The sequence below is a fragment of the Actinomyces johnsonii genome (genome assembly GCF_006546835.1).
GTDB lineage: Bacteria > Actinomycetota > Actinomycetes > Actinomycetales > Actinomycetaceae > Actinomyces > Actinomyces johnsonii.
Genome location: NZ_VICB01000035.1, coordinates 1 through 20,115, shown reverse-complemented (window position 1 = coordinate 20,115; position 20,115 = coordinate 1). Strand labels below are relative to the sequence as shown.

The following is a 20,115-nucleotide window of genomic DNA, read 5'->3' as shown; positions in this document are numbered from 1 at the left end:
CCGAGGCTGGGCGCATCCCCAAACTCGTCCCCCAAGTACGCACCGAGAACTTCATCACACATGTGCGGGTGGCGTTGCGGTTGGGGGTGGATCATTTGGGTCTGACCACCGCCAAGGGCGTGCGCTCCATCTTCATCATCACCGACGCCAAGGGCGGGACCTACTCATCCTATGAGCGCACCATGGTCTCCCGAGAGTTGCGGGGGTTGTTGGAGGCCGGGATCCATATCACCTGGATCACCTTCCACCCCCAGGGGGAACCGCCGGACCCCACCGATCTGGATTGGTTGCCCCAGGGCGTGGTCCATATGCCCATCACCGGTCAGCACCACGTCGCCCGCGACCTAGCCGCCGCCATCGGAGGCACCCTCATCCACCACACCACCAACCACCCAACCCCGTCTACGTCCGGGCAGTTCTCGTAAGCCGATCACCGGTCCAGTCATGGTTGCTTCACATGATGAAACCATCATGTGAAGCAACCATGCTGTCACCATATTGCAGTACTCTGCGTCCTTCGAGAAAGAGCTTTAACCGGCTGAGGCGACGGATACCGCCTTGACTTTCCAGGTTCCTCCGTCCTGGGTCATCTCGTACTGCATGGTGGTTCTTCTGTTCTTCCAGGAGGGTGGCAGGGAGGTCTCGCTGAGGGAATTGCCGGACGTGTCGGTGACGGTAGTGGTGGTGGTGCAGGCCAGAACCATGGACTCGTCCCCCCACCCCGGTGGTCGGGTGCACTTGTCAATGGTGACTTTGGCAGCTAGAGAGGCGCCCTTGGCGTGGGCGTCGTTCCAGGCGGCACCCGCGGAGGTGTTCTTGCGGGAGGCGGCGGAGTAGTCCTCGACCGAGTAGGCCTTCATCTGCTCGATCCAGGCGTCGACGTCGGTCTGGGTGGTGGAGTCCTTGTTAGCGTCGACGTTGAGGTAACCGGTGACGGCCGTGATGGCTTCGTCGGGAATGGGAAGGGAGGTGGCCCCGTTCCCCTGGGCGGGTCCGACTCCGGTGGCCGCGCTGGAGGCCCATTCCTTCAAGGATGGCTCACTGGGAGTCGGTGTTGGAGCGGCGGTGCTGGCGGTCCCCTGAGAGCCGGCGGCCTGAGTGGCTGCGGCAGCAGCGGGGGACTGGTCGGTGGATGGAGTGGTCGGTGCCGCAGTGCGGGTGGAGGTGCAGGCCGAGCAGGTGGCGGCCAGGGCCAGGAGCAGTGCTGCGGCCATGGGGCGGATGTTCCAAGTGTTCATGGGCTCCTCCTCGTATATCAGGTCATCCGTTGAGTCCGCCGGTGCGTCCCCAGGAGGTCCACGCACGGCCGACGTCCCCGAAACCGATGTCCTTCTCCTGCTCGGCCGGACCGTTGTTCCACGAAGCCTGGAAGTATTTGGGGGCGCCATCAACCTCTCCGGCATAGATGGCGACGTGCTCACTGCCGAAGAAGACGATATCGCCGGGTTGGGCCTGTGGCGGGACATTGGTGCCTCCACCAGAGGTGTAGACCCAACCTTGGCTCTTGTAATAGTCCTCCTGGGCTCCCGAGAAATGGGGCAGGGAGACCTGGCCGTCGGTGGCATGGTAGACGGAGTAGAGGACGAGGCCGGAGCAGTCGAAGCCGCTAACGCCAGGCCACTTGTTGGTTCCCGTGGTGGGTCCGTTGGTATCTCCGCCGCCCCATTGGTAGGGGAAGTGGTCCTGGGCATAGGCATTCTCCAGGATCTTCTTGGCAACTCCGGTGGCATTTCCTACGGAGCGACCTCCTGATTTACCGCAGTTGGACTTCCGGCTGGAGCCGTTGCCAGACCCGGAGCCGCCGCCCCCGCTCGCCTCGTTCCCCGAGGAGCCGATGAGGGAGGTGAGCTCGGGGGTCATATTGATGGCCGGAGCGTCGGCGTTGGCGTTGTAGTAGGCCTCGGCATCATTCCAGAAGTCCTGCGCCTGGCCGACGGTTCCAGCTGCCGCCCCTTGGACGGCCTGGACGGCGGAGTTGACCTCGCTACCGCTGAGGGAGCCGTGCGCGTTCCACACATCGGTCTTGCCCTTAAGACCGCCGTCGCCGTGAATGCCGATGAAGAAGACGGTGGCCTGGTACTGAGGAGTCATCATCGTGGTGATGAGCTTGTCGGTGTCGTCGTAGGAGCCGGGCCACCAGTAGGCCACTCGCTGCTGGAAGATGCCGACGGAGTCGTGTTCGCTCCCCTTGCCGCCGTTGGGCTTTTCCATCGATTTCTTGGCGATGTTGAGATAGTGATCGGCACCTTCGGCCGGCCACTGCCCAGCATCGTCTTCTGGGCCGTGGACGCCGTCATTGGCGAGGTTGCGTAGGCTGGACTCCTTCTGGGCGGTGACCAGTGCGATCTTGATGCCGACATCGCTGATCCCCAGGCCTTTTCCGACCCCGATGATGGTGCGGACGTTGCTGTTGATGTCCTGGTCGGTGGAGGTTCCCGCATTCGAGGAGCCGGTCTGGCCCGATACGGTGGTGGAGCACCCATTGCCACCGTCACCGCCCATTTTCTCATTGTTCTCCATCTGAGCGCTCTGCACGCCGCCGATTCCGGCGGCGCCGATGACCGCGACCCCGGCAATGGTGATGATGAGAATGGGGGTCAGGAGCAGAACCAGGGCCAGGATAATCAGGCCGCCGATCTTACCTTTGCCGCTGTCGATGACGTGGGAGATCTGGACCTTGCTCACGTTGTCTCCTGCGTACTGGTCGATGTCGGCGAGGACGCCTTTCGAAGAGGCCAGGAGGCCAGCGAGGCGCCATCGAAGGCGATGAGGCGGTCCTGAGTGTTGGGGGTCCCGACAGGGGTGATGGCGCCGCTGGTGACGGTGGCTCCAGAGTCCAGGTCGATGACGGCTGAGCCCTTGGCGGCGGTCTGATAGGCAGCCCCGTCGAGAACGGCCGCGACCGGGTCGGTGACGGTGACGGTCTTGCCCTGGTAGATCCAGGCCGCGGCCCCCCACGTACTCCACGTCCCCCCGGTGACGGGGCGGCGCTGTGGGGTCTTGACGTCAGCGGTTACCTTGGCGACCGTGGTCGCCGACGTGGTCCAGGCGACGGTGAGGGAGGACCAGGATGCTGCCGCGATGGACTGGGTCAGAGTGACCGCCTTCGGCGTTCCCTGTCCGCAGTCGGGCAGGAGGTGACCGTCGAGTGTTAGGGCGCCGGACTCGTTGAGGAGAAGGTAGTGGCCGGTGGTGGTGGCCGCCAGTGGGGTGCCGAGGGACTGAAGGGGGGTCAGGTAGGGGACGGTGCCTCCAGTGAGAGTCAGGGTCCTGAGCGTTCCGTCGACGGCGATGGCCAGTAACCCAGTGGCCCCCAGGCGGGCATCGGTGACGGTTTCGCTCAGGCGCGGGCTGGTACTGGTGGCGTCCCAGATGGTCAGAGTGGTGGCTGACTTGTCGAAGGCGGCGATCAGGTCGGCTGTGCCCGCGGCGATCCAGGCCAGGTCCACCGAGGCGGGATCGGTGGTGGTCAGGGTGGTGCGCCACCCGTCGGTACCGTCAGGCGATACGGCGGTCAGAGTCGCGGACTCCTTGGCGGAGGTGATGGCCAGGACCCCCAGTCTCGGGTGGTAATCGGTGATGCGGGCACCGGCCAGGTCGACATGCCAGGCAGGAGCGGAGGCGAGGGTCGCCAGGGGGGCGGAGGATGCAGGCGTGGTCTTCCCCGAGCCTCCTGAGGTTTTCGTGCACCCGGTCAGAGCGAGCCCGGCCGCGGTCGCGGCCGTCAGGAGTGCGCGTCGGGTCAGCATGAGTCGGGCGTCCTCGGGGGCAGAGTCGGTTCGGGGTACGGCGGAGAGATGGCCGATACTGGGATCAGGGGATGACGTCGGGAGGAGTGACAGGATCTGTCGGGGTGGACTCGGCGGTGTCCTGGTCGGGCAGGGCGGCCCGCTTGGCGCGGATGGACTTGATGTCCAGGCCCGGCAGCTCGACGACGGTACCGGCGACTTGCTGAGGCCTGACCTTTCCTCCAGAGGCCATGAACCGGGTGTAGCCCTTGGGCGGGTCGCGGTGCAGGTCGGCGAGCATTTCCTCACGGGAGGCGTAGGGCTTGGCCAGCTCTCTCATGTCCCTGGCCGCAGCGGCGTCGGCCTCGCGCCAGTAGTCCTCCTGGTCCGTCGTGGCGTTGCGGGGGTAGGCGAAGCCGTCGGGGGCCACGATGCGGTGCTCCTCCATGTAGTAGCCCTCGGGCAGGAGCTCTCCGGTGTAGGGGTTAACGATACGTCTTGCCTTGCTGCTCATTGTCCTTGGTCCTTCCTTGTAGCGGCTTTCAGGTGGTGATGGTGTCCGTGGTGGAGGCCCATACGTCGGGAGTCACGTCCTGCATCTGGATGACGGTACGGGTCGCGGTGGTGCCGTCGGCTCGCCGGTAGGGGACGTTCTCCTGGACGGATACGGGCAGGAGATAGCGGTTGCGGGAAATGAGGTGGGTAGCATCGGAGCCTTTGGAATCTGAGCCTCCCAGGTAGACGCCGGCAGCGGTCTTGATCTCCATGATGACTTCGGAGTCGTTGTCCTTGCTGACGACTTCCCCCATGTCCAGTGATCCGACCATGTATCCCTGAACGGCGTAGGCGTCCTCACCCCGCTGGATCATCTTCCGGGCCTTGGCGATCTTCTGCCTCGGAGTCTTTCCCGGCATCCCGGTCAGATCTGCTGCGACGTAGACGGTGTGCTCGCGGGTATTGGCGCGCTCGGCGACGCGGATGGTCAAGTCGATGTCCTGCTGGCGGCGCTGGAGGTTCTTGGGCATCCGGCGGGGGTCTCCGTCCGCATGGCGCAGGTGGGTGTTGAGCATCCCGATCGTGGTTTCCCGGGACCCCTCGTCACGAAGAGCGGCCAGAGACTTGCTGCGCGCCATGGAAGCGTGCTCGAAGGTGCGATTGCGATCAGCTGATCGCGCGCGCCGGGAGTATCCGGACGCCGACCGCACTTGGTGGGCCTCCTTGAAGGAGGAGCGGGTCCTGGGTGAGACGTTGTCGGTGATGGTGCGCGGAATGAGGGCGTGGGCCTCGAAGGACCTGCGGGAGGTGCTCTGGGCGGCGGCCGTATCGATGGCGAGGTTCTCCTGGTAGGCGGCGGTCTCCTTGGCGGCCGCCTGAGCATCGAGCGCCTCCGCGGCAGTCTCCTGGGCCTGCTCAGATGTGGCATTGAGGCCCAGGCGGGGCATGGTACGGGGCATCAGGAGTCCTTCGGTTTTCCTTCCAGGTGGCCTGATCAGCAGGGTAGTCGGTGGGACTCACTGCTCCAGCGGCGGAGTGGGGGAGCAGTGGTCTACAGGGATGGAGAAGCGGGTGGGACATAGGACCACGGGCGGGGGCTGGATCTCCCCGGACAGGGGGCGCCCCGGTCCGGTGGTGGGTAGGTCGATGACTTCCCTACCGTCTGCGGCAGTGAGGATCTGGTGGGCGTGGCCGCAGACCTCCCCGATCTGCTCCTTGTCCCAGGGATCGCTCAGTGTGGTGGGGGAGGCGGTGACGGCGTCGTCGAGGTAATCTAGGTCGGTCAGGGTGATGGTGACGGTCTGGTCGTCCTGGTCGGCCGCGACCAGGCCGGGTTGGACATCGGCATGGTGGATGAGCATCACGGCGCGCACGGGCAGTCCTCCCAGTGCTTGGGAAACGGCTCGGGCAGCCCACAGAATCTGGATGATGGATTCAGTGAGGTCGCGCAGGCCCCCACGGGAGTCCTGTGCGGCGAAGCGCCCATGAAGGTAGCCCACACCAACGGGATTGGTGGGACCTCCGTAGACCTTGGTGTCCACGACGACGATCCCGGTGGGACCGATGATGAGGTGGTCGATATTGGCGGTGCGGGCTCCGGGCAGAGCTAGGTCGTGCATGACCCTGTATCCCCGGGGCAGGTGGGCTAAGGCCACTCCCGAGGCCAACTCGGCTGCCAGGCCCTCTTGTTTGATAGCGACCTGCCTGGCAGTGGGGGAGTCGGTTCCCACGACCTTGGCCAGGGTGGCGCGCATCGGCTCGGCCCGCCCGTTTCCGCGACGGGTGGTCGCCCGTTCCCAGCGCAGGGCGGCCCGCAGGGGCAGATCCGGAGGCGGAGGGGTGGTGGCCTTGCGCGGGTGGGCTCCTCTGAGCCGCTGGACGCACCAGGCCAGGTAGACGGCCCAGGCGGCGGTGAGGACGCACACGGCCAGGGTCCCGGCGGCCAGAGCACAGGCAGCAGTGGCGGCGGCGATGGCGGCCCGCATGGAGGTGTGGCGCCAGGTCCGCAGCCAGATGTCCATAGCTGCACCGCAGGCGATGGCGCACACCGTGGCGGCCAGCCCCCACCAGGAAGTGCAGGCCAGAGCGGCCGACCCCCACCACGGCGGATCATCCGCCAGACGGGGGTGTGCAGTACGGTGGGCAATCCACCATTCCCCGACCGTCGCCGTGACGGCGACCAGGGGAGCCCACCACGCCCCGGCCAGGATCGCGCCCGCAGTACCGGCGGCGGCCATGACGCCCCAGGTGATCCACAGAGACCTGCGGTGGGATCTCGGGCTGTAACCGGGGTCCAGGGCGGAGGCAAGGGTCTGGTCGCGCCAGGTGCGCAGGGACAACCCAGCCCGGCGCACGTGGGCCAGAGTGATGGGGGAGATCACGTTGAACCGCCCTGGGTGGTAACGGTGATGGCCGTGATCCTATTGTCCTCGACTGTCATCTCCCAGCGGGCTCCGTCCAGGGTGGCGCCGACGCCGGTATCGGTGGGCTTCCAGGCGGTGGGCATCTGGGTACCGATCTCCTTGAGGGCTGTGGGCAGGTCGGTCGGCGAAGGGGTCTGCGTGCGCCCGTCGACGCTCAATGCAGTGGAGGGGGCCAGGGTCTGGAGCTCCTGGCCTGCCTTAGTGACGTCCTTGGGGCTGCAGTAGTTCATAGCAGCGTCATTCAGGCAGCCCACAGCCCAGGTCAGGGAGTCGGCCACATCGGTGCTGCGGTGGGAGGCGCTGAACTCCTTCTCCTGACGTCCGGCCTGGTGGCGCAAGACCATCAGGGTGGCGGCGCAGGCGATAAGGAAGATGACAACAAGTACCCCCACGCCGATCATGGTGAGTTTCCATGTCCGTAGGGCGGAGGCGACCGGGCGACGCAAGGGGATCCCGGGTCTCAACACAGATTTCAACGCATCCACCACAGGTCTCGAGCCAATCCCACAAGGGTGCGGGCCGTGGAGTGGGTGCGGGCGGCGACAACCAGGAAGGCGGCTCCGACAGCAGCCAGGGTGGGCCAGGGAGCGTACTGGAGCATCCCGTGAAGGGTGGCGAGCAGGGTGACGGCGCCGCAGAGAATGCTGGCCAACCAGGCCCAGGCGATAGTGCGCCAGGCGGGGGTGCGAGTGGGGAAGTAAGCAGCCGATACCGAAGCGAGCAGGCCGGTAGATATTCCCGCGATCATACCGATGTCCTGCATATTGGGGTAGGCGCACAGGGGGGCCCAAGCGGGTATGAGGGAGACCATCCAGGCCATGGCCGTCAGGATCGTGGAGACGGCGCTCCACAGGCGCCGAACTCGGATAAGGGTGCGGGCGGCCAGCAGCGTCGGACGGCTCATCTGCCGTCGGGGAGCGGGGGCTGTGTGTGCGGGCACGCTGGCCCCTCCTTCCTGTCGCGGAGATGCAGAGCTTTCAGCGGGAGGATAGGGAGACCACCTGCCAAGAGGATCCGTCCTCGTTGGGCGCGAGGTTAATGGTCACCATGGGGTAGACGACACGTTTGGGGACGCCGTCCATGCTGACCGTCTGCTGAACCGGAACCACCACTCGGGCTCCCGATAGGTCCGGGGACACCCATACCGCCGGGGCCCGCCCGGGATAGACCCGGGCGGTGGAGGTCACGTGGGCGGACTGCACGGCAGGCCAGGTCTCACTCGCCCCGGCCTCCAGGGAGGTCTTGAGGTCGGGCCCCATCAACGCTCCGCTCTTAGTCACCGCCGTGGAAATGGATTCCACCCAGGCGGCCTGCCCGCTATTGACCGAGTAGGTGGCGTAGACGGGGGCCACCTGCTCGGCGATGGGTTTGACGACCTTCTCGGCAGCGGCGATGGCCTCCTTTTCCTTGTCGCTGAGAGGCCGGTCCTGGCCCTCTTCCTGGGAAGTAGCGGTGGGGGAGGATGAGGCGGTGTCAGTAACACTTCCCGGGTCATCGCTGTCTTTGGCACGCAGGAAGATGTGCCGAGAGTCGGAGGACTGGGCGACAGTTCCGGGAGCGTTGTCCCCCAGGACGTTGGGGTCGGCCAGTACCGATTCCCGCCAGGCCTCCCGCTGAACGGTGGTGCCATCCTGCGGCGGCTCTGTCATCAGCGCCATCTGGGTGCCGTCGGCCGTAACCGTCACATTCGAGGCGCTGGTCCGAGATGCGGTGGCGTTGAGCATGGTCAGAGAGGCCACCACGGTCAGCACCCCGGTGAGGGTCAGGCTGCGTACGAGCCTTTTGCCGCGGTGAGTGCGCGTGGTCGAGGTGGGCTTGATCTCCACGGGGCTCTTCCTTCCCTACAGGTCACCGAACCCGCCCTTGATGTCTTTGAACCCGGGGCGGGAGGCGTAATCGGCGGCTGTGAAGACATCCTTAGCGCGAGCGTTGCGCGATAATCCAGCCAACTCGAAAGCCTTGCTGTTCGCCGTACCGAGGGACACCTCAGTGTTAACGGTATTCACCAACGTCCCACCAGCAGTACGGATGTCATCGATAGTGGAGGCCGGGTTAGCCAGAACTGTATTGAGATTATGCAAAGCCTTACCGGATGGAGAGTCCTGGAAATCCTCAGACAAAGACATCTCCATAGCCTTCATTGTCGTGCGGTAATCCCCCCATTCCGCAGGGTTTTCTGGGGGCTGCCAGACAGCAGCCATAGAGGCAGCGTCCACAATCGTATCCGCCGACCTTGCCGCCAATTCACTGCCATCCTTGGCATGTGCACCAACGACCACAGAAGGCAATTCTCCACTATTTTGAATTGCCGCAGACAGATGACTCAATGCATTATTGTATCCCTGCTCATCTCCTGAAGTGATAGCGCCAACCGCAGCCTGCAAAGGAGCGGCAGCAGGATGGCGAACATCAAGATTTCCTAGAATATTTTCACCATCACCGTACACATTTTTTGTGGGATTAAGAACCATATCCATCAAAGCTTGAGGGTTTGCGGCAGCTTCTTCTGCTTTGATATCAGCAAACGCCTCCAAATCACCTCCTTGCCGAATATGACCAGTCAACTGCTTATTGAGGGGGGATAGTGATTGATCGGCATCGCCAATCAATTCTCCCCAACGTTCTCGAGCCTGTTCATATCGAGCAAGAGTAGCTGCAGCAGCTGGAATATTGTTAGCATCTCCATCGGCGATTGCAGAAATCATTTCCGCATTATTTTTTACATACTTAGAATCTGGGGCCATACTTTCATTAGTGGGCATCCCTTCCAGAAACTGGCTACTGGATTGATCCATACCACCCTGAACAGCGTTTCCATACTGAGTTATAGTACCTTTCCCTTTATTAGCAGCAGCAACTTGGGCAGTCATATCTTTGATGATTTCACCCGTAGCCTCGTTGGTCCTGCGGTTGTTCACGGGGGACTGCACCGAGTGAGGGGACACGGCCGTGCCGATGGTCCGGTCGGAACTTGGGTACCCGATGGCCTGGCCGTGCTCCCGCAGGGTCTTCGGATCGGTAGTGGGGGTACGTCCCAGTGCTCGATGCTGTTTACCTGTGGCCCGGGGGCCCAGGGGGGTTGGTTTACGTCCTGGCCCTTGCGCAGACTCATGCAGGTAGTTGGCGGTCTGAGCGATGGGATCTTTGGCCATGCGCTCTTTGTCCTCCTTGGAGGGAGGCTTCATGGCCGAGGAGACCAGATCGGAAGCACTGAGGGCCTTGCTGGCCATCTGCCCCATCCTGCCGGGAAGGAGGTTGGGGAGGTGACCGCGAGCCGATGGGTTGGTCAGAATCGCCTTGGCGCTCTTGAGCGTGGCCCCCTTCAGGCCCCCGCTGGCGGCAATCGCCCCCTTGGCGACCTTCGCTCCTGCGGCGACGGCCTGCATGCCAGTCGCTCCGGTGGCCGAGAAGCCCACGGCGCCCAGGGCCGCACCACCTGTGGCCGCCGCCGCCCCAGCCAGGGCTGCGGCTTTAGCCGCAGTCTTGGCCGCTGTCACGGGAGCCCTGGCGGTGCTGTGGACGATGGAGGCGTCCCCGGCGATGGCCGCCTTAGCGATCTTGCGGGCGATGAGCGCCAGCAGCCACAGCGAGGACCCCAGGATGAGAATCATCATCGGCTTGATGATCGCCGGGATTCCGGAGGACAGGATGATCGCAGCCACCATGTAGGACAGAATCACCAGGGAGGCAACGGCGCCAACCTGCTTCATGACTGAGGAGAAGAACTCCCCAAAGTAGGCCTTAGCAAATCTCTGCCTCTTCTCATCACCGAAGGAGGCAATACCGATGAAGACCACCGAGAAGATGAGAAGCCAGTACATCAGGGCCTTCTGCAGGGCGACGTAGAAAGCCACAGGCAGGCACACGACCATCACCAGGATCGCCCCCAGGGCACCAGTCATAATGGTGCTTCCGGTCGCGGGCCAGCTACTCCCCTTGTAGTAGTTGATCCAGGCAGCGTTAGAATCATTGGGAGTGCATGAACCGTTGAACATCCACTTGTTCTGCTGAAGGTCGGACGTACCCCCGCCAGTCCATCCCCTCTTCTGACTTTTGTCCATGTTGTCGCCGCAGAGGACTCCAACATCGGCCAGTTGAGGAACGGCTTGCCATGCGATTACAGACTTACTGCCCGCGATATCTCCATCAACCTCCGGGTCCCACCCCTCAGTCCACGCATCCGTCTTGGTATCTTTGCCGTCGAAAGCGTAGGAGCGGCTGTTCCAGGCCTCCACCCCGGCCAGGACGATCAGACCATCCCCGTCAACCGTGTTCTTACTGGCCATACCGATGTGGTTGGCGTTGAGAAGGCGATTCTGCCAGGCTTTGGCATTACCATCACCGTTGGCAGCAGACTCAGTCATTTCAGACCCCATTTGAGCCGTCGACCAGGTGGCCAGGGGAATCCCCTTCCACAAGGAGTTATTGATAGCCGCCGCAGGCTTGGCCGTTTTATTCTTAGCCCCGCTCGCCTGACCGTAGGCGATATTGGTCCCATTGTCTCCCGTGGACGCAGAGGCAACCGGAGGGAACATGCTGTCGGCAATCTGGCTGGTCACGGTTCCGACGGCGCCGGAGACAATCTTGTCGGATGAATTGACGATCTTCTGCAGGGCTCCCGAGTTCCCGTTGGCTCCCCAGTAAACGAATCCGGCGCAGACGAGGGCGTAAACGCCGGCAGCTGTGACCTTTCCTACCCTTTCTCGATACTTGACGAAGGCGTAAAGGGTGCCGAAGGGGGCCAGAATCGTCACGATCGGCTTCATCACCTGGGACAGGGCGATGAACAGCGGGGACAGCAGAGTTGAGAAGAACGTCCCCAGAATCGACCCTAGAGCAAGGTTGACCATGAGCATGGTCAGTGCGACGGGAAGGTAGACGAACATCGTCAGGGCGATGTTGTACAGCCCGGGAATATATCGGGCGATGAGGTCTCCGCACCCGGTCCCATACGAGTGCAGCTTGAGCGCCGAGAACCCGTATCGGTAGTAGCTGGCGTCAATAGCGCTTTTATCTGCGTAGCCGCCGTGCACGTCAGGGAGGACGGTCTTCTGAGCATCGATATTATCGGCAGAGAATGCGTTCAGGCCGAAAGCCCCGTCCAGTCCGCCGAAGGAGTTCGACGGAGTGACCACATCGTTGGGCGAGCAGAAGTTGACAATCTTCGAGACCGCATCGTCCACGATCCAGGCGTGAGCGGTGGTGGCGCCGATAGCTCCCGCGGCGACCAGGACGATGGACAGCACCGCGATCATCCGAACCGCCTTGGCCGTCAGGCGGCGGCTGCGCGACGGGGTGTACTGGGCGCGGACCAGGTCTCCCAGGGCGGTAGTGGGGACCGTGAGGGCGGGAGTGGCGACCACTGGATTCCTCCTGATGTGTGTGCCGGGGGAGTGTATCTACGCACCCCCTGCTGACCATCCGGTCGGCCGCCGGTCGGGGGTCTACCGGCAGCGCATCCCCCTCAGGCAGCCTGGGCCATGGCCTCGGTCCGGAAGATCTCCAGGACGCTGGTGTCCCAGAAGTCGACGAAGACCCTGGCCAGGCGCCCAAATCCGTCGCGGAAGATGAACTCACCCTTGTTCAGGTGCATAATCGTCTCGACGTTCGCGGTGGTCTTCTCGATGCCCAGTAGGTCGCAGGAGGCCTCCGCCTCGGTCTCCTCGGTGGACCAGCCGATCCAGACGCAGGCCAGGGAGGAAGCGGATAGGTCCTTGGCGGACTGGGACATCTGCCGTACGGCGCAACGGCGCGAGCGGCCCATGCGCCGCAGCCAGTCGACCAGGGCGTCGGCCCGCTTGGTGCGTTTGATGACGTGCCACTCGTCGAAGGTGGCGGACTTCTGCACAGGAATGGGCAGCCGGGACAGCAGGGAGCGGATGTAGTCCACCATCATGGCGGCGATGGTGTCGCCGACGACGGTGGTGGGAGTCTGCTCCTCACCGGGGTCGGTGGTCTTGAGCTTCATGGCCACGAAGATGGTCAGCACGCCCTCCTCGACGTCCAGGGACCCTCCCTGGTTGGGATCGAGGAACAGCAGGCGCCCCATGGAGTCGCGGGCGATGGCCTCGTACTGTCGAAGGAGGTCCTCGACGGCGTCGATGAAGTTCTCCTTCTTTTCCTCGCGCCGGAAGGGGGGAAGGTTGATCTCCTCCCTCCAGTCACGCAGTACCGCCAGGATCCCCTGCATGGTGGGGGCGACCTGCGTGGTCTTCTCAGCCTCGATGACCGCGGAGACGGCCTGGTCGATCACTCCACGGTAGGTAATCGCCGCGGGGTTCTCGTTGCTGGTCTGTTCGCGGGCCAGCAGGCGCAGAACCTCACGGGCGCTGGACTCACGGCTGTCGATGAGGTTGTCCGGGTCGTACTCGGCGACGGTAAAGGCGTCCAGGGAGATGGAGACCTTGGGGTCTCCCAGGTCGATCAGGCGCACCTTGTCCGGGTCGAGCATGAGTTCACGGGCGCTGTTGAACAGGGGGCGGAAGTCTCCCTTGGGGTCCCACACGTACTGCGTGACCCCGCGCAGGGCGTCCTCGTGGACGGGTTTGAGTCCCCGGGAGACGGTGTTGTGGGTGGGTAGCAGCCGCGTGCCCGCCAGGTAGAGGTGGTCGGAGGAGTCGACCGTAATGCATCGCATGGGCACCGATGGGACGGGCTCGATAGCGATCAGGCGGCGGCTGGTGGAGCCAGTGGCGCGAATGCGCCCTGGGGAGGTGACCACGCCGGTGGCGGTGGCGGCGGCGAGGGTGGCCAGAGCTTCCACGACGTCGTCATCGGCGGCCAGGCCCTCAGGATCACCCAAAACCGCTTCCAGGAGGAGGCGGCGGTCATGCTCCGGCCACGTGAGGGCCGACTCCACGTCGGCCGAGGAGGCGCTGCCGGCGGTGACTAGCCGGGCCAGGGCCAGAACATCAGAGGCGCCCGGCCTCCCCACGGTCTCAGGCAGGGTCAACGGATCTGCCAGGGGCAGGTTCAGGGCGCGCCCCTCATCGAGGAGGGTGCGGGCCTTCTGCGCGGTGATGGTGATCCCGCAGGCACTGATATCCACGCCGCGGTCCTCCAGGACCTCCCGGCACAGATCCCGCATCCTGAACTGTCCCGATCCATCGGATCGGAGGCGCTCCGAGGCCCTGAGGTAGTCCTCTGCGCGCTGACTGTCCCCAGCTAGGGTCGCCAGCTGCTCGGGCGTGGTGGTGTCCTCGGGGTCACTGCTCGTCAGCAGGCTGCTCAGGGCGCCATCGGGCTCGTTCTGGTCGAGGACGGGCCAGGAGAGCGCGTCGGGGCCCATGAAGGTCCATCGGTGCTCGGGGTCGCACACCTGAGTAGTGCCGTCGTCGAAGACCATGCGCAGGGCCGGGGCGTCCTCCTTGATGGGGGACAGGCGGGTGACTGCGGTGGGGCCGTGGGTCGACCAGATGCGGTCACCGACCCGTAGATCCCCCATCGTGGTCCAAGTCCCATCCTCGCGCAGGATGGGGGTGATCAAGGGAAGTCTTTTACCGGCTCCCGGGGAGGCGACCACACCCTCGGTGGGGGCCTTGCCCTGTCCATCGACCACGGAGAAGAGGTTGAAGAAGAAGGGCCGGCCGCGCTTGAGATTCCCGGAGGAGTCGACCTCCAGGCTGTAGCCCTGATAGTCGCCGGGGATGTCGACGCTGTTGCCGATGGCCTGGCTCAGCCAGGGCTGGCAAGCCGCGAAGAACTGGGTGTCGGTGCGGTGGAACCAGTCGTCCAGGGTCACCGGGGCCCCGGGGAAGGACTGGAAGTAAAGCTCCCGCTGGTCCTTGTCGGGGCAGACGAGCTCGAAGTGGATGGCGTTGTAGTGCTGGATGAGCGAAGAGATCCGGTCCAGAAGGGTCTCTCGGTCGTCGGCGTAGACAGACATGACCGCCTGCCAGTAGACCATCGGGGACTTGTTCATCGCCATCTGGGTGCGGGTCTGGTCCAGCTGGGCGTGCTGAGTGGCGGTCACGGAGTCCTGAGCACCGACGTCGGCGGCTTCGTCGAGCTGGGCCTCGGCGGTCTCCGTGGCCTTGTCGAGTTGGCGCTCGACGGCGGCGGCGCCGATGACCTCGAAATGGAGGTTGATGTCGACGGGGAAGTCCGTCTTGGAGGCGAAGTCCAGCCAGTTCGCGTCGTAGCGCACCGCCTGCGGGATGGAGGCGATGGGGAGGAAGGCGACGTAGGAGGTTCCCGCACCCGTGGGGCCATCCACGCGCAGGCCGTAGTAGCGCCTCCTGTTGATGATCCCCAAGGGGATCTCCTCGGTGTAGGACGACAACGCCGTGCGCCAGGCCCCCGCGCCCCACTCCTGCTCGTCGGAGGGAGACACGTCCGGGGTCGGCAATCCGGGCATGTCCTGGTGGCGCACCACCCACTCCAGCTCGCGACGGGTGACGGGCTGGGCCTGGAGCCATGTCGATGACAAAGTCCGGCGCAGGTTGGCGGCCTGGGGCTCCCAGTAGGAGACCTCCTCCTTGTCAGGCTGGGAATCGTCCATGCCCGCTCCGGCCAGAACTAAATCGACGACCTGATTAACGATCTTGGTGACCCCGGTACCGCCCCGGGAGCCCTGCCGTACGAAGAGGTAGGTCTCGGGCTGGGAGAAGGAGGACGCCTCGATGTTCCTGCGGGCCTCGCGCACATAAGCCTGATAGCCGGAGGTGAGATTGGGGTTGTATTTGCTCGTCGGGTCCAGGATCTGGGTCTCCCACTCGTCCATGGACACCACGCGGTTGGTCACCAGGATCTGGCCGGCGTTCTCCTTCTCCTTGGGCAGGTCCTTAGCGAAGACCTTCTGAGCCGACCGGTAGTACTCCTGGCGGGCTCGGGCCGAGAGGAACCCAGAGGACTTGGTGGGGATCCTCATGCCGGTCCAGGCCCCGTCCCGAGTCAGGAAGAAGGAGTCGTTGCTGAAGACGATGGGCAACCGGCACGGGCCCGCATCGCTCTTGGATACCAGGCGCGCGTCGTCCTCATTCCTGATCTCCTTGAGGGCCCGGGCCCGTCGGGTGGCCTGTGACAGGACGGTGGACAGGAAACCGGTAGCGGACAACGTAGGCGCCTTTCTTCTTGCTTCAAGTCTTCGACGGGGGCCTCACAGGCCGGTGACGCCCGAGGCGTCGGTATGGCGCAGCTCGTAGTCGTCCTTCTCCGATACGGCGTCGCGTTCGGCCCGGGCCCGTTCGTCGGCTAGGTGCTGGCGGGACACGCTTTGCTGGGCGGAGGCCAGATCGGTGACGGTCCCGGTGAACCGCCTCTCGATGCTCTCCCGGGTCAGAAGCAGGTCCGTGGAGAACTCCTCGGAGAACTCCTCGGCGGGTTCCCACACGATCCAATCGTGGCGCATCGGCCCCTCGCGGTGGATGGTGGGGGTGTCGATGGGGCGCCCGCGCCGGTAGACCTTGTCATCGAAAGTGAATCGCATCAGGGAGCGCAGGTATCCGCCGATGGTCTTACCGTGGGGCATGGGTGCGATCATGCGCTGGGCCACGATCACTGGCGGAGCGAAGAGAACAAAGGCCATGAGTCCCAGGTTGCTCAGGGGACTCAGGCGCATGGCTGCCGACAGGGGGGCGACGACGATGGCGTAGACGAAGAACATGACCACCAGAGTGATCAGGCCGGTCCCCAGCTGGGCGTAGGTCAGCCCGCCGCGCAGGGGGATGGTGAAGTCACCGAACTTGCGCACGCGCTTACGGATCGCGAACACGCTGTCGTAGGACATGCCGATCAGGCCCTGGGCCATGAGGTCATCGCCGTCCTCGTCCTTAGCCATTCTCCTGCACCTTCCGGATCCGCTGCCGCCACGGGACGAGCGCTGGTGAATCCGTCGTCGGACTGCTCGTCGGGATGGTTCCTCCCCACCCGTTCATTGGAAGAAGGGCGGGCCCGTATCCATTGCCGGTTACGGACTCGCCCTGTACCTCCAGTGGGCTCAGCCTCCCATGAGGCCGGGAAGAGCGTTCGCGACGTTGGTGATCACCGTTCCCACGGCTGTACCCACCGACGTCATCACGGCCGTGTCCTTGGCCGCGATCACGATGCCGCCACCGATGATGACACCGATGGCCATGCCGGGCCGCTTGGTCTTGGCCCACACCATGAGGGCCAAGACACCAGAGACCACACTAACTATTCCAACGAACGTCATGGAGAGCTCCTAGTTTTCGATCGGGAGAGTGACGTTGTGACCTCCGCACTGTATCCACACCATCGCCGTTGCAGGGCTTCGCAAGGAGAAGAGGGCCGTCTACAGGGTCGGTTCGAGACTCGAGGGCAACCTTCCGCCCGTTCGACGGAGTCTTACTGCAACATGGGTCGCAGCCGCGACCGTCTCATCTTCTGACGGGGGAGGGGCCGCAGACGAGCTCGTCAGGAGCAAGATCCAGCAGGTGGCGCAGCTCGGAGGGCGGCCACCACAGCAGAGCGTCGGGCGGATCCCAGTCGGCGGGAGCCCGTACACCCTCGGTGCGACGCCTCTGAGCCAGTTCCGTCCCCAAAGGGTTGAGCCGGCTCGAGTAGGAGCGCCAGTAGACGACGACGTCCTGGGCCACGCCTCGGTCAATGAGCCCCTCGGCGTCATCGGGTAGGTCGGGACCGATGACGGCCTCGACGTCGGTACGGCCCCACCCCATGGTTTCCAGAGATTGCAGGCGCCCCCAGGTCAGGGCCGCGGGGACCCTGGGGGAGTCGACCTGCTCAATCGTCAAGCCGTAGGCCATCCCGGGCCCCGTGGTGATATCCACCCACACGGGCAGGTGCGTGCGCAGAGCGCCGGGCCGCAGATCGAGGGTCCGCTCGATGTCCTCCACCAGGCATCCATCCAGAGTCAGGAGCTGGATACGCTCCTTGAAGTCGTCAACGGCGACGAGATTGTTGATCCGCGCAACCTGGTGGGAGCTCAAGGAACTCAGGAGCCTCTGGGTGGAGGGGCTCATCGGGGTGTCCGGGTCGGCCAGGACGCACCGGATGGTCTCATCATCGGTGCCCAGGCTGTAGGCGATCTGATTGACAGTTAGTCCCTGGGACAGCAGCCAGGTTAGGTTTCCGTGCACCGAGGGGTGTCCTGCGCCCCTCTCCGGACGAACTTCAGAGACTTCCTTCATCAGAGCTCCTCGGAACACTCGGGCACAGGACCACCCTCACGGACCATCCGCACCCGCTTCAGGCAACACATGATCAGCCATCATTTCCTGTGCATTCTAGATTTGAACATGCGGACAGCGAGGCGGAGGGCATCGCTTTCTACCGTGTATGGCTCCTGTCGACCTCGATCACGGTGATGGAGTCCTCGTAGACGCTCCAGGCCAGCAACAAACACTTGAGAGTGAGTACGGACATGAACAGTACGGCGAGCCACCATGGATAGACGGTGAAGTCGCAGGTGCCGATCAGCTCTCCGAGCGCTCCGCAGGTGTTGGGGACGGGTTCGCCGGCGTGATCCCACGCCACCCACGCCGTCCAACAGCTTCCGGCGGCCAGGACAAGGGGCAAGGACCAGGCCATGGGGATGCGCATACGGATCAGGGCCGGCAAGACCAGGGTCAGACATCCCGCCAGGGGAAGCTGCCAGGCCAGACGACTTGCACCATAAGACAGTCCCAGGTTCTCCCCCCATCGGGCACCGAGGAACAGAACCAGGGAGATGAAGACGAAACCGATGCAGGTGGTGAAGGCCCGACGGCGCGTCAGTGGTGAACAGCGGCGCACCGATGAACTCTTCTCCAGTTCTCGGCTCTCGCCTGAGGACCATGGCATCCGCCGAACCGGCTCGGATTCATAGGGCTCCTGCTGCCAAGAGGGCGCACCAGGATGGACGGGAGGAGGCACGACGGGTATCTCAGCGGTATCCCCGTCCCGGTTCACGGGATAGATCGAGGTCACGTCCACTCACCACCCACGTGCAGAAGTGTCCACGAGCGCACGGATCTGGACGTGACAGCGACAGATCTTTCAGCGCTCATAATCGGCACACTACAGGCGCATGCCCCGCCCCAACCGACGAGTAACGGGACGAGGAGTCTTAACCGATCCTTCGAGGCATCACTCCCCCCAGGACCCCGGCCGAGGGGTTGGGTGGTTGGTGGTGTGGTGGGTGAGGGTGCCTCCGATGGCGGCGGCTAGGTCGCGGGCGACGTGGTGCTGGCCGGTGATGGGCATGCGGGCCACGCCCTGGGGTAACCAATCCAGATCGGTGGGAGGCGGGGCCTGATGGTCCTGCCCGCCCTGGGGGTGGAAGGTGATCCAGGTGATATGGATCCCGGCCTCCAACAACCCCCGCAGATCCCGGGAGATAGCCGAGTGATCATAGGGCGAATACTTATCCCATCCGTCGGTGATGATGAAGATGGAGCGCACGCCCTTGGCGGTGGTCAGACCCAAATGATCCACCCCCAACCGCAATGCCAGACGCAGGTTGCCGGTGTAGCCCTCGGTGCGTACTTGGGGGACGCGGTTGGGGATGCGCCCAGCCTCGGTCAACGCCCCACCACCAGCGGTCAGGGCATCAGCCCTACCGCCCAGGGCCCCCACCGCACGAGCCACAGCCCACACGATCCCCTCGATAGGCCTACGAACCCACCCCATCTCCCTACCCGCGTTGGTGATGATGAGGGTGTGGATGGTCGGCGAGGGGGTATGGGCGTAGACCTGCCTGCGCCACGGCCTGGCCGTGGGAACCTGCCCCATCTGGATCTGAGCCCGACGCTGGACCATATCCCGACCCGACATCCGACCCGGAGGACGATCGAAAGCCACCTTGGCCTTGTCCCGCTCACGGAAACTCGCCCGACGCAACGCCCCCTCCAACTCATGAAACATCCGCACCTCACCCGCACTGGGCCGACGATCACGCGGCAAAGTCAACAGATCGTTCTTCCCACCCTCACGACGCCTGAACAGCTTGAGCGCCTTCTCCTCCACCTTACGGTTCAGGCTTGCCTCCTGCTTCGGGTCAGGGGGGACCTCCTCATGCGGGGAGAAGGGGATGTGAATAGCCTTCGGCATGCTCTGTTGGGCTTGTTGGGTGAGTTGTTGGCGGGCTCCTCGGGCGGCGGCGGAGCCGACCTGCTCCATGAGCACCTTCATGGAGTCCCACCACTCCAGAACCGGCCCCACACCCACCACACCACCAGAACCACCACCAGCACCGGTACCGGTTGAACCAGCAGCAGCATCACCGTCACCACCATCGTCCTCACCGGCAGCGCCAGCACCACCGGCGGCACCGGCGCTGGCGGTGGAGGATGAGTCCTGGCCCCGATCCCGGCCCTGCCCCTGGCCCTGGTTCTTCTCCTGATCCTGGTTCTGGTTCTGGTCGCTCTGATCCGACTGCCCCTGCCCCTGGCCCTGGTTCTGGTTCTGGTTCTGGTCGTGGGGGGCCCGCGGGGCCCTCAGACCATGAGTCCGCGCCGCACACGGATCAGTGAACACCGCATACCCCGGAACATCACCCACAACCCCCACCA

The 20,115-nt window shown here is 64.3% G+C and carries 17 protein-coding genes; 1 reads left to right on the top strand and 16 read right to left on the bottom strand.

The features are described 5' to 3' along the window. Window positions 1-425, top strand: a 425-nt coding sequence (locus tag FK256_RS14165; RefSeq protein ID WP_170197986.1) for a hypothetical protein, incomplete at its 5' end; no start/stop codon positions are given. Between the two features lie 105 nt (window positions 426-530). Here the strand turns inward: FK256_RS14165 and FK256_RS14160 are convergent. The 16 genes from FK256_RS14160 to FK256_RS14085 form a co-directional block, all read right to left on the bottom strand. Beyond that, complete coding sequence (locus tag FK256_RS14160) at window positions 531-1,238, bottom strand: hypothetical protein (RefSeq protein ID WP_141425199.1); 708 nt, start codon at window positions 1,236-1,238, stop codon at window positions 531-533. Window positions 1,239-1,260: 22 nt separating this feature from the next. Further along, complete coding sequence (locus FK256_RS14155; protein WP_141425198.1) at window positions 1,261-2,685, bottom strand: NlpC/P60 family protein; 1,425 nt, start codon at window positions 2,683-2,685, stop codon at window positions 1,261-1,263. Beyond that, window positions 2,682-3,749 (bottom strand): hypothetical protein, encoded by a 1,068-nt coding sequence (locus FK256_RS14150; RefSeq protein WP_141425197.1) that lies wholly within the window; start codon window positions 3,747-3,749, stop codon window positions 2,682-2,684. The genes FK256_RS14155 and FK256_RS14150 overlap by 4 nt, the downstream gene beginning before the upstream one ends. A gap of 64 nt (window positions 3,750-3,813) precedes the next feature. Next, window positions 3,814-4,242 (bottom strand): hypothetical protein, encoded by a 429-nt coding sequence (locus FK256_RS14145; RefSeq protein ID WP_021605108.1) that lies wholly within the window; start codon window positions 4,240-4,242, stop codon window positions 3,814-3,816. Between the two features lie 28 nt (window positions 4,243-4,270). Continuing rightward, window positions 4,271-5,182, bottom strand: a complete 912-nt coding sequence (locus FK256_RS14140; protein WP_141425196.1) for a hypothetical protein — start codon at window positions 5,180-5,182, stop codon at window positions 4,271-4,273. 57 nt (window positions 5,183-5,239) lie between these two features. Then, on the bottom strand, window positions 5,240-6,604 hold the full coding sequence (locus FK256_RS14135) for a nuclease-related domain-containing protein (protein ID WP_141425195.1): 1,365 nt from the start codon (window positions 6,602-6,604) through the stop codon (window positions 5,240-5,242). After that, window positions 6,601-7,038: a hypothetical protein gene (locus tag FK256_RS14130; protein WP_141425194.1), complete on the bottom strand. Its 438-nt coding sequence runs from the start codon at window positions 7,036-7,038 to the stop codon at window positions 6,601-6,603. Before FK256_RS14130 ends, FK256_RS14135 begins: the two co-directional genes overlap by 4 nt. A gap of 80 nt (window positions 7,039-7,118) precedes the next feature. Then, complete coding sequence (locus tag FK256_RS14125) at window positions 7,119-7,586, bottom strand: hypothetical protein (RefSeq protein WP_141425193.1); 468 nt, start codon at window positions 7,584-7,586, stop codon at window positions 7,119-7,121. Between the two features lie 37 nt (window positions 7,587-7,623). Further along, window positions 7,624-8,472 carry a hypothetical protein gene (locus FK256_RS14120; RefSeq protein ID WP_141425192.1) on the bottom strand — a complete coding sequence of 283 codons (849 nt, stop codon included), beginning with the start codon at window positions 8,470-8,472 and terminating at the stop codon, window positions 7,624-7,626. A 15-nt stretch (window positions 8,473-8,487) separates the two neighbouring features. After that, window positions 8,488-12,009 carry a hypothetical protein gene (locus FK256_RS14115; protein WP_141425191.1) on the bottom strand — a complete coding sequence of 1,174 codons (3,522 nt, stop codon included), beginning with the start codon at window positions 12,007-12,009 and terminating at the stop codon, window positions 8,488-8,490. 101 nt (window positions 12,010-12,110) lie between these two features. Next, complete coding sequence (locus FK256_RS14110; protein ID WP_141425190.1) at window positions 12,111-15,701, bottom strand: ATP-binding protein; 3,591 nt, start codon at window positions 15,699-15,701, stop codon at window positions 12,111-12,113. A gap of 42 nt (window positions 15,702-15,743) precedes the next feature. After that, on the bottom strand, window positions 15,744-16,424 hold the full coding sequence (locus tag FK256_RS14105) for a TcpE family conjugal transfer membrane protein (RefSeq protein WP_141425189.1): 681 nt from the start codon (window positions 16,422-16,424) through the stop codon (window positions 15,744-15,746). A gap of 159 nt (window positions 16,425-16,583) precedes the next feature. Beyond that, window positions 16,584-16,799, bottom strand: a complete 216-nt coding sequence (locus tag FK256_RS14100) for a hypothetical protein (protein WP_009234674.1) — start codon at window positions 16,797-16,799, stop codon at window positions 16,584-16,586. Window positions 16,800-16,983: 184 nt separating this feature from the next. Beyond that, the gene (locus FK256_RS14095; RefSeq protein WP_141425188.1) at window positions 16,984-17,754 is read right to left on the bottom strand and encodes a hypothetical protein; all 771 of its coding nucleotides are present in this window, start codon (window positions 17,752-17,754) and stop codon (window positions 16,984-16,986) included. Window positions 17,755-17,893: 139 nt separating this feature from the next. Then, complete coding sequence (locus tag FK256_RS14090; RefSeq protein ID WP_141425187.1) at window positions 17,894-18,358, bottom strand: hypothetical protein; 465 nt, start codon at window positions 18,356-18,358, stop codon at window positions 17,894-17,896. 333 nt (window positions 18,359-18,691) lie between these two features. Continuing rightward, window positions 18,692-20,115 (bottom strand): hypothetical protein (locus FK256_RS14085; RefSeq protein ID WP_211343591.1); only part of this gene is annotated, 1,424 nt, incomplete at its 5' end.